This window comes from Algoriphagus sp. (assembly GCF_024305035.1).
Classification (GTDB): Bacteria; Bacteroidota; Bacteroidia; order Cytophagales; family Cyclobacteriaceae; genus Algoriphagus.
In genome coordinates, this window is the sequence record NZ_JAMWZB010000006.1 from 52,416 (window position 1) to 67,334 (window position 14,919).

The 14,919-nt window shown below is 44.1% G+C and carries 11 protein-coding genes; 7 read left to right on the forward strand and 4 right to left on the reverse strand.

Annotated features, from left to right (window positions below; all coding sequences use genetic code 11):
* Positions 1 to 137 precede the first annotated feature (137 nt).
* The gene (locus Q0L00_RS04580) at positions 138 to 1,784 is read left to right on the forward strand and encodes a 5'-nucleotidase C-terminal domain-containing protein (RefSeq protein WP_297335686.1); all 1,647 of its coding nucleotides are present in this window, start codon (positions 138 to 140) and stop codon (positions 1,782 to 1,784) included.
* An 84-nt stretch (positions 1,785 to 1,868) separates the two neighbouring features.
* Here the strand turns inward: Q0L00_RS04580 and Q0L00_RS04585 are convergent, their stop codons facing one another.
* A complete protein-coding gene (locus Q0L00_RS04585; RefSeq protein ID WP_297335687.1) occupies positions 1,869 to 2,618 on the reverse strand; it encodes a DeoR/GlpR family DNA-binding transcription regulator in 750 nt (249 codons plus the stop codon).
* A gap of 151 nt (positions 2,619 to 2,769) precedes the next feature.
* Between Q0L00_RS04585 and Q0L00_RS04590 the strand changes: the two genes are divergently transcribed.
* From Q0L00_RS04590 to Q0L00_RS04615, 6 genes are all read left to right on the forward strand, one after another.
* Positions 2,770 to 3,465: a peptidoglycan recognition family protein gene (locus Q0L00_RS04590; RefSeq protein WP_297335688.1), complete on the forward strand. Its 696-nt coding sequence runs from the start codon at positions 2,770 to 2,772 to the stop codon at positions 3,463 to 3,465.
* A 4-nt stretch (positions 3,466 to 3,469) separates the two neighbouring features.
* Positions 3,470 to 5,110 (forward strand): family 10 glycosylhydrolase, encoded by a 1,641-nt coding sequence (locus Q0L00_RS04595; protein WP_297335689.1) that lies wholly within the window; start codon positions 3,470 to 3,472, stop codon positions 5,108 to 5,110.
* A complete protein-coding gene (locus Q0L00_RS04600) occupies positions 5,107 to 5,586 on the forward strand; it encodes a GNAT family N-acetyltransferase (RefSeq protein WP_297335690.1) in 480 nt (159 codons plus the stop codon). Before Q0L00_RS04595 ends, Q0L00_RS04600 begins: the two co-directional genes overlap by 4 nt.
* Entirely contained in the window at positions 5,583 to 6,848 is a 1,266-nt protein-coding gene (locus Q0L00_RS04605) for an MFS transporter (RefSeq protein WP_297335691.1), read from the forward strand. Before Q0L00_RS04600 ends, Q0L00_RS04605 begins: the two co-directional genes overlap by 4 nt.
* A 106-nt stretch (positions 6,849 to 6,954) precedes the next feature.
* On the forward strand, positions 6,955 to 8,451 hold the full coding sequence (locus Q0L00_RS04610; protein ID WP_297335692.1) for a glycoside hydrolase family 3 N-terminal domain-containing protein: 1,497 nt from the start codon (positions 6,955 to 6,957) through the stop codon (positions 8,449 to 8,451).
* 99 nt (positions 8,452 to 8,550) lie between these two features.
* A complete protein-coding gene (locus Q0L00_RS04615) occupies positions 8,551 to 10,020 on the forward strand; it encodes a phage tail sheath C-terminal domain-containing protein (protein WP_297335693.1) in 1,470 nt (489 codons plus the stop codon).
* A 179-nt stretch (positions 10,021 to 10,199) separates the two neighbouring features.
* On the opposite strand, the gene Q0L00_RS04620 is transcribed toward Q0L00_RS04615, so the two are convergent.
* From Q0L00_RS04620 to gndA, 3 genes are all read right to left on the reverse strand, one after another.
* Positions 10,200 to 11,342, reverse strand: coding sequence for an aldose epimerase family protein (locus Q0L00_RS04620; RefSeq protein ID WP_297335694.1), 1,143 nt, complete (start codon positions 11,340 to 11,342; stop codon positions 10,200 to 10,202).
* Between the two features lie 95 nt (positions 11,343 to 11,437).
* Complete coding sequence (locus Q0L00_RS04625; protein ID WP_297335695.1) at positions 11,438 to 12,805, reverse strand: amidohydrolase family protein; 1,368 nt, start codon at positions 12,803 to 12,805, stop codon at positions 11,438 to 11,440.
* A gap of 113 nt (positions 12,806 to 12,918) precedes the next feature.
* A complete protein-coding gene (gene gndA / locus Q0L00_RS04630) occupies positions 12,919 to 14,820 on the reverse strand; it encodes an NADP-dependent phosphogluconate dehydrogenase (RefSeq protein ID WP_297335696.1) in 1,902 nt (633 codons plus the stop codon).
* Positions 14,821 to 14,919 lie beyond the last annotated feature (99 nt).

Genomic DNA, 14,919 nt, shown 5'->3' on the forward strand with positions numbered 1-14,919 from the left:
CCAAATGGAGTAGCTGGAGATTTCTACTTTTATCAGCGAATTTGGGTAAAAAATAGTATTCCCTCATTCGACTTTGACCATTAAATCACCCAAATAACCCTTACCCGTAATCGATGAAATCCTCCAGAAGAAAATTTATGGCACAACTTGGAGCAATTGGTGCAGGCACCAGCCTGATCCACCTCTCCTCCAGTGTAGCTCATGCCGAAAACAAAAAAATTATTCCAAAAACATTTACACTGACTATCCTTCAGACTACGGATGTTCACTGTCAGATTCATCCCCATGATGAATTGTTTTGGGAAAATGGCCAGGCCGTCTATCGAAAAACCGGAGGATATGCGCAATTGAAAACTTTTTTGGATAAGGAGCGCAAAAAATCAGACTACAGTTTGGTAATGGATACCGGAGATATGTTTCAAGGGTCTGAACTATCTGTCAGAACCACTGGAGAGGCCATGGTGCCGATTCTCAATGAAATGGGATACGATCTCTACCTGCCTGGAAACTGGGAAGTTGTTTATCAAAAACCCGCCATGCAACATCTTTTAGGTTCGCTTCATGCCCCAAAAATCTGTGCAAATATGTATCATGATTTGGGTGAGGGAAAAAAGGGCGAACTTATTTTCAACCCGTATCATATCTGGTCGGTAAATGGTGTCAAAATAGGCTTTCTGGGTTATACCGATCACTTGGTTCCGATGAGACAATCACCCGATTATAGCAAGGGAATCATCTATACCAAGCCAGAGGAAAATCTGGCCCACTACGTCGATGTTCTTCGACATCAAGAAAAATGTGCTTTCGTAGCCATAATTGCCCACTTGGGCCTTTCCCAGCAAATCAACTTAGCCAACCTACCCGAATGCAAAGGAGTCGATTACATTCTGGGCGGGGATACCCATGAGCGGGTCAGAAAGCCCATTGAAGCCAACTATGCAAAAGTGGTAGAACCAGGAGCTTTTGGTTCTTTTGTGGGGAAATTGGAATTGAAAATTGAGGATGGAAAAGTAGTTTCTGACAGCTATGAATTGCTCGAGGTGAAGTCAGATGAAAATAAACCTGATCCGGTGATCGAAAAAATCATTGCCCAAAACGAGGAACCCTTTCAAGAAGATATTTTAAAAATTGCTGGTTACAGTACCGTACCGCTTTACCGCTATTTTGTGATCGAAAACCCAATCGATACCTTGATATTGGATGCCATCAGTTGGCAAGTCCCCGAGGTAGATATCGTGCTTTCGAATGGATTTCGATTTTGCCCCCCACGAACCACGCCTGACCAGACCGGAAATATCCCCATCACAAATGGATTTATTTTTGACATGTTGCCCGTAGATTCCCAAATCCGAACCGGCAAGGTCACTGGAGCCCAAATTTCAGCTTGGCTGGAAAAGGAATTGAATAATGTATTTGCCAAAGAAGCCTCCAAACGCTTTGGTGGCTGGGTCATCAAATTTCGTGGACTCGAGGTCAAATTTTTAGCTTTTGGAGAAGAAGGAAAACGAGTAAAATCCCTCACTGCCAATGGCAAACCACTGGAAGCTGATCGGGTATACAGTATTTGCGCTTGCGAAAGAGATGGAGATCCCGAGGATATGCTTTGCCGATTCAAGGGAGTTAAAGACACCAAAAACACGCCCTTTACCCTTCATCAAGCCCTAAAAAATTATTTAGCGGCCAATTCGCCGGTAACTCCCATCCCTCCGAACTCTGCTGTTGCACTTGATGCTCCGGCCACCTTGCTGACTCAGGTGTATGGTGTGGATTACGAGTTCAGATAGTAAATGCTTCTTCCGTTGAAAAGGAAGGAGAAAAGTGCTTATTCACCCCTAAAGCCGGTCAAAAGCCGGCTTTTTAAGGACCAGTTAAACCAATCGCAAATCATAGGGCCGAAACGCATCGAGCAGGGGATCCTGTGGGTCAAGCTCCGTCACTAATGCATGAACTGCGGTAAGGTCACAGGTCTGAAACTTTTGGACAGAATGTAATTTATCTGAAACCGAGAGAATAATTGTCTTTTTGGCTGCTCTAATCATGGCCCGCTTCACCTGAATCACTTCCCAATCAAACTCGGTTAAACCTGCCTCTGCATCAAGATAACCCGTCCCCAGAATACAAAGATCGACTCGGAGCTGATTCAACGCATTGACCACTGTCCCTCCCACGGCAAATTTAGCCTCATGCAAAAGTTTTCCTCCCAAAAAAATCACCTCCACTTCCGGCAAATCCAAAAGCTGCATGGCTACATGTAGACTTGGGGTGAAGACGGTCAGAGGTAATTTTCTCGGGATCATTTTGGCCACTTCCATATTAGTGGTGCCTCCACTCATCAGAATTACCTGCCCTTCTGAAAGCAAGGAAACTGTCTTTTCGGCAATTTGAATTTTCTTGGATTGGAGATAGATATTCCCATCATCCTTGGAAAAATTCATAAACCCAAAAGAGGTCGCCCCCCCATGGACTTTTTTAAGTTTTTTCTCCTTAGCTAGTTCCTTCACGTCTCTGCGGACCGTATCAATGGAAACATTGAGTGAATCAGCTAAATCATTGAGTAAGACACGGTGATGAAGATGAACTTGATCAAGGATGTATTTTTGGCGTTCTTCTTTAAGCATGGGTTTATCGTTGAAATGGAAAACTACTAAAAACGGCAAAAACATGCAAAAGGCAGGTCTTTTCTTCTACTCCTTGCAAAAAATAGCGAGTAAATCTTCCCAATCCTGCTTTTTTCTAGGTAGTTTAGAGCGTTGAAGAATTACCCTCGCTATGAAACTATTCCTTTTCAGAACTCACTTCACGCTACTTTCGATTGCGCTACTCAGTTTGAACTTCTTCTCTTGCAGTCCAAAATTAAGTCAAGCGACTTTCCGAATTATTGACAAACCCATTACCTGGAATGAGGAACGCGAGCAGCTATCCCTCCAGTACCTCAAAGAAAGGCATGGGTTGGAAAAAGAAACGGCCTCGATTGATCCACAAATGATCGTGGTTCATTGGACCGCCATCGACAATGTCGAGGTGACTTTCGATGTATTTGATGAACCAACTTTGGGCGGACGGGAAGACTTGACCGGAGCGAGTAACTTGAATGTCTCGAGTCAGTTTCTGATCGATCGGGATGGGACGATTTTTAGACTTTTACCGGATACGGCATTTGCTAGACATACTATAGGGTTGAATTATTGTGCTATTGGAATCGAAAATGTGGGTGGACCAGAGGCACCACTCACTGCAGCCCAGCTCAATGCCAATGAAGAGCTCATCCGCTATTTGCAAAAAAAATACCCCGAAATCCATTACGTGATCGGGCATCATGAATACCAACTTTTCCAAGAAACCGAGCTCTGGAAAGAGGCGGACCCAGACTATCGGACTGTCAAAACCGATCCTGGAGATGCCTTTATGAATAAGCTACGCAGAAACCTCTCAGACCTTAACCTTCAGCCCATTCCCCAACAATAATTCGATGAAGCAATTAGGTAAACTCATCGCGTATTTTCTGATTTTTTCGGTTTTATGGGCTTGTAAAAGTTCAAAAAATAGCTCAACAGCCCCCCCTCAGAGAGAATTGGGGGAAGAAACCCCAGCCCTCTCGGAGAAACAGTTGCCGGAAAAACCCCTGGCAAAAGTTCCCGTGATGTTACAACCTTTGCCCTTTGCTATGCCGGAAATGCCTCGGGAATTCCGGGGAGTATGGATTGCGACCGTGGTCAATATCGACTGGCCGGAATCCGGAACCGATAGCTGGGAAAAGCAAAAAGCAGATTTCCTTTCCCTTTTGGATCATTATAAAAAGTTGAATTTCAACGCTGTCATTGTACAAGTTCGAACCGCAGGAGACGCCTTTTATCCCAGCCGCTATGCCCCGTGGTCCCGTTATTTGACTGGAAAAGAAGGAAAAGCACCCACTACCACCGAAAATCCACTGACTTGGATGATCAATCAAGCCCATCAACGTGGGTTTGAATTTCATGCATGGCTCAATCCTTACCGAGCCACTTTCGATGACAAAATCAACCTTTTGAGTAAGGATCACGATTTTTACCTTCACCCAGATTGGATGTTGAAGTACGGTTCTAAATATTATTACAATCCTGGCTTACCGGAAGTAAGGGAAAAATTTGTTGGGGTGATCCAGGAATTGGTCAGCAACTATGATCTGGATGCTATTCATTTTGACGATTATTTTTATCCCTATAAAATCGGAAATCAGGTTTTCCCTGATCAAAAGGCATTTGGACAATACAAAAAACCAGGTCAATCTATTGATGACTGGCGCAGGGAAAACGTTAATCATTTAATTGAAGCTGTCCACCAAACCATTAAAAAATCTAAACCTTGGGTACAATTTGGTATTTCTCCTTTTGGAGTTTGGCGCAATCAGGACAAAGACCCCAAAGGCTCGCCCACGCGCGCCGGACAGACTAATTATGATGACCTTTATGCAGATCCGCTGACTTGGATGAAAAATGGTTGGATCGATTACTTGATTCCCCAGCTGTATTGGAGCTTGGACTATGATTTGGCCAGCTACCGCAAACTCAATGACTGGTGGTCAATCAATAATTTTGGTACCCATATTTATATAGGAAACGGCCCCTACAAAATTCGCGACAATGCCGACAAAGCTTGGGACAACCCACGTGAAATCAACAATCAAATCCATTATTCCCGCACCCTGCCCTCTATTCAAGGCAATGCTTTTTTCTCGGCCAAATCCCTTTATAGCAAAAATCAGGATGTGGCTAAGCTTCTTCAGCAGGAACTCTACGATCGACCAACTTTACCACCTGCCTTCGAACCGAAATCTACCTCAATTATCGAAACACCTGCGGTCCTGCTCGTAGAGGCAACCGAAGATTGGACCAAAATCATGTTAGAGAAACCTTTGGATCCAGCCATCCGCTATGCCATGATACAGGGCGCAGATGAATTAACCGAATTGGCGGAAGCAGAAATTCACACCGTCTGGGTGGGGGGCACCCGTGCTCGTCAACTTGAGGTCAGCAGTTTACACAGCAATTATTTGGCTGTGCGATGGATCGACCATTACGGCCGAATTGTGCAAACACAGGTTTTCCAAACTCCAAAAAAGACTCGTCCATGAAGGATATGCTCGTTCGCTTGATCAGCTTACCCGATATTTCTGACTTAGAAAAAAGGTTATCAGAAAAGGAAAATATGATTTTTCGCAGAGCAATTGCTCCTGAAAAACACTTGCTTTCTGATTGGGTCTTGGAGCACTTTGGAGCCTATTGGCAGTCGGAGGTGGACGTTGCCTTTTCCCGTCAACCGGTAGCCTGCTGGATCGCACAGCGGGAAAACGAGATTCTGGGTTTTGCCTGCTATGAGTGCACCGCTAGAAATTTCTTTGGCCCAACCGGAACCCAAGAATCCGAACGCGGAAAAGGAATCGGAAAAATACTCTTAATCAAATCCCTCGAATCCCTCCGGGAAATGGGCTATGCCTATGCAATTATTGGCGGTGTGGGCCCTTCGGAATTTTACACTAAGACGGTGGGGGCTAAACTCATTGAGGACTCCGAAATTAGTGTTTATCAGCATTTACTCCGAAAATCATGACCCAACACCCCACTAAAAACCCATGGATCTGGGTTCCATCACTTTATCTTACCGAGTCCCTGCCTTATGTAATCATCATTACCGTGTCTGTGGTGATGTATAAAAGTTTGGGCATTTCCAATGCAGACATCGGACTATACACCTCTTTTTTATACCTACCCTGGGTAATCAAACCGATTTGGAGTCCGATTCTGGAACTTTTTGGAAACAAAAAACAGTGGTTTCTGAGCATGCAACTAATCCTATCCCTTGTTTTTTTGGCTGTAGGACTAACGACAGGAATCAACCAGTTTTTTTTAATTACACTTGCCTTTTTTTGGATGGGAGCCTTCGCTTCGGCCACCAATGACATTGCCTCGGATGGTTTGTATTTGATTGCTTTAAAACCGGATCAACAAAGCTTCTTCGTGGGGATGCGAAGTACATTTTATCGGGTCGGAATGATCACCGGGCAGGGTTTGATTGTGATTTTTGCCGGCTACCTTGAAAATAAATATGGAAATCCTGCTCAAGCTTGGTCCTGGACGATGATCGCTGTATCCGGACTGATGCTTTTACTAACAGGAGTCAATTATTTAGCTACTCCCAAAGTTATCGAGTATAAAATTGCGAAAGCAGATCGTCCCAGTTTCGGGAAAGTTTTTGAAACTTTTTTCACCAAGAAAAATATCGGCTTGTCTTTGGCCTTTGTTCTTCTGTACCGATTAGGGGAATCCCAATTGGTCAAGATGGCTTCCCCATTCTTTTTGGATACTAGAGAAGTGGGTGGCCTAGGACTTAGCGTGACCGAAGTGGGTTATTTGTATGGTACCTTGGGGGTAATCGCCCTGTTGGCTGGAGGCATTATTGGAGGCGTTTTAATTTCAAAGGATGGACTAGGCAAATGGATGATTCCCATGGCAATGGCTATTAATTTACCAAATGTCGGATATGTGTTGCTTTCTTGGATTCAGCCAGAGTCTTTTCTTTTCCCGGCAATTGTCGTCCTCATCGAACAGCTCGGTTACGGCTTTGGATTTGCGGCCTACATGGTCTTTCTGATTTATTTGGCGGAAGGACTCTTCAAAACTGCACACTATGCTTTAGCGACAGGTTTTATGGCTTTGGGAATGATGGTGCCCGGAATGATCTCCGGCTACATGCAGGAATGGCTAGGCTATCCTGGCTTTTTTGTATGGGTGGTGGTCGCTACGATCCCAAGCTTTGTAATGGCTTTTGCGGCTAAGTATCCAAAGGAATTTGGAAAAAAAGCAGAAGGCTAATGATTCACCAATCTTTCAGGTTGAACAGTGTCGAAGTCAGGTAAATGTCAATTCATTTGCTCCAATTAAGCGGGAGTGCCGCCACTCTCACAGGAATTTAAAGACCATGAATAAAAATCAAAAAATTGCACAATGCTTTTCGCCAGCGGCGTTTATTCACGATACGGAGGAAAATTATCAAGCCATCGAAAAGTTGATTTGCGAGCAGGGAATCGGAGGGTTGACCTTTTTTCACAGTAGACATTCCGCTGCAGCAAATTTTGAAAAAAGAACAGAATCCCTGAAAAGCGAAGGCACTTTCGAAAAACTCATTGAACTAATCAATCGTTATCAGGCTAGTTCCAAAATCCCATTGCTAATCAGTATTGATGGAGAATATGGTTTAGCCATGCGGGTGGAAAAAACACCCCAATACCCTTTTGCCATTACGCTCGGTGCGGTGAAAAAGGATTCGGAAAAATGGGTGGAGGAAGTCGGGTTTCGGATGGGGATGGACATGAAGCGCTCAGGCATTCATCTCAACTTGGCTCCCTGCGCCGATGTCAATACCAATCCGGAAAATCCTGTAATTGGATACCGATCCTTCGGGAATCAAACCGAAAAGGTTGCCAGCCTTTCATTTGCAGCTTATTTGGGCATGAAAAAGGCTGGAATTGGGGCATGCCTGAAGCATTTTCCCGGTCATGGAGACACCGCGGTTGATTCGCATTTGGGTTTACCCATTTTACATAAATCAAAAGCCGAACTCAAGGCTGAAGAACTTCTCCCCTTCCAATTTGGCATCGACCAAGGTGTAGAAATGATCATGGTGGGCCACTTAGCCGTCCCTGCGCTGACCGGCGGAAAAAACATTCCAGCCAGCATCAGCAGGGATTTGATCACTGATTTGCTCAAAAGAGAAATGGGATTTAAAGGCCTCGTAATTTCCGACGCCCTCAATATGAAAGCTGTAGCCGATCTATATCCGGAGCCCGGAGAACTTGAATGGCAGGCTTTTCATGCCGGAAATGACATTCTCTGTTTTTCGGATCACGTGCAGGAGGGGATTGAAAAAATTGCTCAAAATGCATCAGATGCCGAAGTAAATGTCGTGTTTGAAAAAGTAATGGACTTGAAAAGGCGATTGGGAATAAGGGAAGGCAAGCCCATTAAGGTTCCATCTTTCGATTGGGAAATTCATTCCCAACTCCAAAAGGACCTAGCAAAAAACTACGTTTCAGTAATTTCAGGAAAGATCGATACCGCAAATCTCCCCACTTTGGGAAATGGCGGAAAGCTGGCTTACCGAGAATTTTTTAACCAAAGCCCGAGTACCTTTTCTCAAGAGTTAAATTTACTTCCCATCCCTATCGAACAAGCAGAAAAAATGATTTTGGCCGTTTTTGTTCCAAGTCATAAACCGCTAAATCAATTTGGAATGAATCAAGCCGTATTGGATGAAATTCAGCACTTGGCAAAAAATAAACCCTGTATTTTAATCCATTTCGGAAATCCTTTGGCACTCCAGCAGTTGGGAAATCTGGACGATTTTGAAGCCGTGATCTGTGCTTATCAGGGATTTGAGGAAACCCAGCATGTGGTTGCTAACACTTTAGGCTTTTGAGTATAAAATCAGTTTTCTTAAGGTAAATAAAAGGAAATATCCACTTTGTTAGGCCTTAACTCATTCTAAAGGTATTTTGAATTCCTAAACCCCATTTTAATGAGTAAACATTACAGAAAACCAGGTATTTACATTGAGCAAGTCAGCCCATTACCCAGGACAATTACTCAAGCCTCTACTGCAATTCCTGTCTTCATTGGTTATACTGAATTAGCGATACACCAGGGGCAACCTGCCTTAAACACGCCAGTTAAGATCCATTCCTTTTCAGAATATCAAGCCAAATTTGGGGGAAATTATCCACCAATTTTTGAAATTCTTCCAGCTACCCCTACTGATCCTGACCCGATCACGATCCACGGCGAATTAAAATCTATTGTTTTAAAGCCGAAACAAAAAGCTTATCTGTACCACAGCATTCGGGATTTCTTCTACCATGGAGGAGGAAGCTGCTACATCATTTCGACGGGAACCTACGCTGATGCAAATGAAGTCTTCATCCATCGAGATGAACTCTTGGGAACCACCTCTTCAACTCCAGCTGGGCTACAGGTGCTAGCAAGCGTACCAGAAGCCAGTTTGGTTTTGATCCCTGACGCGGTAGAACTTGGCCATGAGGCTTTCCCAATCTATCAAGAGCTACTGAGAACCGCTGCTCAGGACCAAAAACGCTTTGCTATTTTAGATATTCCCAATGGGTTTCTCGAGCGAACCGTAGACCAGGATATCATTGAGGAATTCAGAACTGGAATTGGAAATCAGCATTTAAGTTTTGGGGCCGCATATTATCCTTGGCTGAACCGTCTGGAAAGTGATTTTAGGCTCAGTTACACCAATTTAGAATCCTCGCTTTCGTTGCAAGAGTTGCTTCCTGAACCAGCAGCTCAGCAGTTTCTGCAAACTACTACTGGATCAGCGGAAACTATTCATAGAAGCTTAGAAATACTAAGCCCCACTTATCAGGCTATACTTCATCAAATGGCGAAAAGATTAATCTCATTTCCAAGTTCGGGAGCGGTTGCGGGTGCTTTTTGCTTGACTGATACAAGCCGAGGTGTATGGAAAGCTCCAGCCAATATCTCGCTTTCCGGTTTTACAGGTCCTAGTGTCTCAATCAGTTCTTCTCAGCAGGAAGATTTAAATTCTGGTGGACTATCTGGAAAATCCATTAACGCGATTCGATTATTTCCTGGAAAAGGAATTTTAATTTGGGGGGCAAGAACTCTTGCAGGCAATGACAAGGAGTGGCGCTATGTACCCGTTCGAAGAACAGCCATCATGATCGAACAATCCATCAAGACAGCTTTACTAGCTTGGAGTGGCGAGCCCAATACTCCAACTACTTGGAATGGGGTCAAACTAAGTTGCGAAAACTTCTTATTAAACCTCTGGAGAAATGGAGGACTTGCCGGAGCAAAGTTTGAGGATGCTTTTTTTGTCCGTGTGGGGTTGGGTCAGACCATGACACAGCAAGATATTTTGGATAATCTACTGAAGGTAGAAATTGGATTGGCCATGATCCGACCTGCTGAGTTTATCATCATTAGAGTCAGTCAAGAGATAGATTAAGGTTAAGGTGTTGGCGAAAAATCCTGTCCCATTCCTTTTGCATGATCTAATCCAAATTTAAAAACCGAAGAAGTAAAGTTTAGGAAACATTTTCAGTCCTAATTCGGGAATTTTCCGAATCGCCTTCAAATAGCCAAAAAAGTCTCCAAGGAATATTAAGCCCTGGAGACTTCATTCTTTTATCTTTCGACCGAAAACCGATACTCAATAGTATGCTCGTATTTCTCTCCCGGGTTTAAAATCGGGCTGGGGAAGTTTTCATGATGGATGGCATCGGGCCAGTTTTGGGACTCGAGACAGAAGCCCCAATGCTTGTCATAGGTTTTACCATCCGCACCGGCAAAATCAGAGAGGAAATTTCCGGTATAAAACTGAACCCCCATGTTATCAGAATACATATCGAGAACTCGGCCGGACTCCGGATGACGAACGCGCACAAAATGCTTCATTTCATCCGATTTTTCCATTTTCATCACCATGTTATGGTCAAATCCCGCTCCATTAGCAGCAATCTGATCGCCCAGAATTTTTGGGGTGCGAAAATCGAAAGGGGTCCCAGTCACGTCTTTGACTTCACCCGTTGGAATTAAGCCTTCGTCAATTGGGGTATAGGCATCTGCCCAAAACTGAAACTCATGATCTAAGGCGTCACGTTTTACTCCGCCAAGATTGAAATAGGTATGATTGGTCAGATTGACGATCGTTTTTTGATCTGTGGTTGCTTCATAGCGGATCCGTAGTGTGTTGTCCGAAGTCAACTCGATCCACTGCGTAGTTTGCAATGTTCCCGGATAACCTTCCTCACCGTCAGGACTGGTATAGCTCATTTTCACTCCCACTACTTTTTCATCTGAGTAAGGTTCTGCCTGCCATACTTTTTTATTAAACCCTTCTACTCCCCCATGAAGATGGTTTGGCCCATTATTTTGTGCTAAAGTGTATTTTTCACCATCCAATTCAAACTCTCCTTTGGCGATCCGGTTGGCCACACGGCCTGCCGTTGCCCCAAAAAAGGGGTTTTCTTTGGTCAAAAACTCTTCCACCGTATCAAAGGTCAACGTAATATTTTCTTGATTTCCTTCGTTGTCCGGAGTTATGATTTTGGTGATTACTCCCCCATAATTGGTGAGCTCCACCTGCATGTTTCCATTGTCCAATACATATTTGGATACGGATTCACCTCGATGCTCGGCAACTTTTTCTGCTTTACTCATAAGTTTGATTTCTTCTTTAATCGTTTCTTTTTCTTCACTCGATTTTTGGGCGCAGGATAGTGCGAGGAAGAGCAAAATTCCTGCTGGAATGAGAGACTTAATTTTCATAGGATTTGGATTGGTTTTAAGCTTAGCGTAAGGGGACACGAGCTCCTCTAGCTTTCGCAGATTTGCCTGTCCCTAATGGAAGTGGGTAAACCACCTTAGTTCCGCTCATGATTTTTCTTTATTCGGTCCAGTTCTTTTTGAAGCTTTTCTCGACTGATCCATTTGCCATCGATCATCACTCCTAGGGGCTGATGCATAGTTTTCAAGTTTTCCAGCGGATTTTCTTCAACCATTACAAAATCAGCCAACATCCCCTCTTTAATCATACCCCACTCTGAGGCTGCATTCATGTAACGGGCAGGCTCAAGTGAACCGGTTTTCAAAATTTCATAGGTAGACATTCCCGCTTTGGACATCAACTCGATTTCATGATGAATGGAAAAACCAGGGACATTAAATACTTGAGGTGAATCCGAAGCCATAATCATGGGCACGCCTGCCCGGTGGAGCTCCATAAATAATTGATTTCGGAAAGCCAAATACGGTTCCACAAATTCCCGATCAAGCATTCCCGCCCGTTCCAATTGCTTTTTACTATTGACCCATTGCTGAATCATCGGACCTGGCAAATAGTCCATTTCCGGAGCCAAACGAAATTCATCCGCCGGAATATATCCAAAATACCGATCAAACAAGGTTAAGGTAGGTGCGATGTAAGTCCCTTGATCGAGCGTTTTTTGAATCAAAGCGGGTAATTTTTCCAGTTCCACTTGGTCTACCAACTTCAAATTAAACGGCCCGGAAGTTGTTGGATCAATTTCAAAATTATCCGGCAATAGCCCCTCCATGTATCCGTCCATGTGTTCAATGGATTTAAACCCTGCTCCTAAGGCATTTTCAATTCCTACAGCCAGGGGCACATGTCCTCCGAAGGGGATTTTTTCCTCTTTGGCTGTTTTGGCAATCTCCCACATTTCATCCAGTTCTACTCCAGGATGGATTTTCAGGTGATCATACCCGGCCTCTTTCTGCTCTTTAACCATTTGGGCAGCTTGCTCCGGGCTGCTGATTGAGTTGCCATTAAATGAAGGACCAGAAATAAATACCCGGGGCCCCAGGGTTTCCCCTGACCGCACCCGACTTCTCAAATCCAGATGAGAGGGATGCCCTAGCATACTTCGAATTCGCAACACCCCATTAGCCAGATAAAGCCACATGGATTCCTCTTGAAGTTGGGTACTGCCATCGCTAGCGACCGGCAGATGGGCATGAAACTCCGCTAATCCCGGAAAAATATAGGCCCCATTTCCATCGATTACCTGGTCTGCGCTCATCCGCGGTGTACGGGCAGTGAGCGGAATGATTTTCTGAATTTTCCCTTCGGAAATGTAAATCGCTTGATCCTTCAAAACCTGATCATTTTCCATGCTGATCACATGAACATTGGTCACCAAAAGATCCTGAGCTTTTAGGGGAAAAGCCATAAAAGACATTAGCAATAGAGCAATGAAATATAGTCGCATAGTTAGGTGATTTGGATGTGCAATGAATTTCGTCCTTTCAAAACTCCCAACCAATCCAGTGGTGGAATTTTTTACCGGAAAAGAAAAGAAAAGATGAGCAAAACTAGCGTAGCTTAAATTTCTTTTGAATTCCAATTCGTGTGAAAAAATTTCCCGCTTGGATCCTCTTTACGCTGATAAGTATGAGCTCCAAAATAATCCCGCTGTGCCTGGATTACCGAAGCACTGGATTCAGCAGTAATTCTTCCCAAAAGATAATTCATTCCTGCACTCATTACCGGCAGGGCAAATCCATGAGTAAGCCCCAAGCCCACCAATTCAGCTAGTGGCATTCGGTCTGAAATCACTGATTCTTTAATTCCCTTCATTTCAAAAAACGAATCAGAATACTTTTCGGAAATATGTTCCATCAATTCCGATCGGATGATACATCCATTAGTCCAGATGCGAGCAATTTCATGAAAATTTAGGGACCAACTTTTAGCATCCGAAACCGCTTTCATCAAGCCAAAACCCACCTCATGATTGATGATTCGGGCCAGGGCATAGGCTTGCTTGATTTTGGGGAGCCATGCATCTATTGAGTCATCAATTTTTCGAAACTCATGCTGAAAGGTGCGGGAAAATTCTTTTCGCTGCGTCTTTTTTCCTGAAACACCCCGAGCATTTACCGCTTCGGCCAGCGGACTGTAAGGTACTCCGAACTCCAAAGCCGTCGTCAACGACCATCCTCCTGTACCTTTCTGACCCGCTTGATCTAAAATTTGATCAAGCACTAGCCCTCCTTGATCCTTGAAGAGTAAAATATCAGCTGTAATTTCCAGTAAAAAGGACTTCAAATTGCCCTTATTCCAATCCGAATAAATTTCTGCCACCTGCGCGGCGGCACATCCAAACCCAAATCGAAGTAAATGAGTCAATTCTGCCAAAACTTGCATCTCCCCATATTCAATGGAATTGTGCACCATTTTGATAAAATGCCCGGATCCACCTGGACCGACATAGGTGACACAGGGCTGTCCATTTTTGTCTTTGGCCGAAATTCTACTTAAAAAATCGGTTACCATAGCATAACCTTCGGCATTACCCCCTGGCATAATAGAGGGGCCTTTTCTAGCCCCTTGTTCTCCTCCGGAGACTCCCATGGGCAAGAAATGAATTCCCAATTCCTGCAATCGATGGACTCTTCGTTCAGAATCTTTGTAAAAAGAGTTGCCTCCATCAATGATGAGATCCCCTTTTTCCAACGTTAATATCAATTGATCCAACTGCGCATCAATGGCTGTTCCGGCGGGAATCATCATCAAGATTTTTCGAGGTTTTTCCAAGGAAGACAAAAAAGCGTCCATTTCCTCAAAAGCTAGCATATTGGCAAAGTCAGGATTTTCTTCCAGCACTTTTTGGGCAATCCCCTCTTCCTTTCCGGCTACATAGCGATTGTAAATAGCAAGGGGCACCCCATTTTCAGCTAAATTTAGAGCGAGACTCTTCCCCATCACCCCCATTCCGATCACCCCCATTTTCATCTTTAAAGGATGGGATTGTATGTATCCTAAAGCCTTTGAAAGCATAATTTCTGGAGATTGATCTATCGAAAGCTGAAAACCATAGCTTGGATCCTCCCATGTGGAAAGTTGGGAGTCCAGCATTTCGGCTTTCATGTAGTGATTTTTTCGGGCAAGCATCCGCGACCAAATCAAATCCCGCTCACCGATTAAGTGAATCCAACGTAAGTTTTCCGATACTTGGAGCATCTGACGATAGGATTCCTTGAGGGCCGAACAAGCCAAAACAGCTCCCCCTGTTTTTTCAGACTCTTCAAGCTTTTGGGCTAGCGCCAACAGCCAAGGTTGACGATCCTCATCATTCAAGGGCTGGCCCTGACTCATTTTGGCAATGTTTTCGGCGGGATGAAAATCATCCGCATCAAAAAATGGGAGATGGAAACGTTTAGAAAGTGCTGTTCCGAGAGTCGTTTTTCCGGTACCGGAAACGCCGGTGACAATAATTAACATGGCTAGGCTGGGTTTGAATAGGTTGAGATTTTAAAGATATACGCTCTTGAGGGAATGAAAAAATCACATGAGAAAATTGTAAGATTCTGTAATTTAGGC

Coding starts and splice junctions, on each gene's coding strand:
- Q0L00_RS04605 (WP_297335691.1), top strand. CDS start 5,583: ATGACCCAACACCCCACTAAAAACCCATGGATCTGGGTTCCATCACTT.
- Q0L00_RS04615 (WP_297335693.1), top strand. CDS start 8,551: ATGAGTAAACATTACAGAAAACCAGGTATTTACATTGAGCAAGTCAGC.
- Q0L00_RS04580 (WP_297335686.1), top strand. CDS start 138: ATGGCACAACTTGGAGCAATTGGTGCAGGCACCAGCCTGATCCACCTC.
- Q0L00_RS04600 (WP_297335690.1), top strand. CDS start 5,107: ATGAAGGATATGCTCGTTCGCTTGATCAGCTTACCCGATATTTCTGAC.
- Q0L00_RS04610 (WP_297335692.1), top strand. CDS start 6,955: ATGAATAAAAATCAAAAAATTGCACAATGCTTTTCGCCAGCGGCGTTT.
- Q0L00_RS04585 (WP_297335687.1), bottom strand. CDS start 2,618: ATGCTTAAAGAAGAACGCCAAAAATACATCCTTGATCAAGTTCATCTT.
- Q0L00_RS04620 (WP_297335694.1), bottom strand. CDS start 11,342: ATGAAAATTAAGTCTCTCATTCCAGCAGGAATTTTGCTCTTCCTCGCA.
- gndA (WP_297335696.1), bottom strand. CDS start 14,820: ATGTTAATTATTGTCACCGGCGTTTCCGGTACCGGAAAAACGACTCTC.
- Q0L00_RS04625 (WP_297335695.1), bottom strand. CDS start 12,805: ATGCGACTATATTTCATTGCTCTATTGCTAATGTCTTTTATGGCTTTT.
- Q0L00_RS04595 (WP_297335689.1), top strand. CDS start 3,470: ATGAAGCAATTAGGTAAACTCATCGCGTATTTTCTGATTTTTTCGGTT.
- Q0L00_RS04590 (WP_297335688.1), top strand. CDS start 2,770: ATGAAACTATTCCTTTTCAGAACTCACTTCACGCTACTTTCGATTGCG.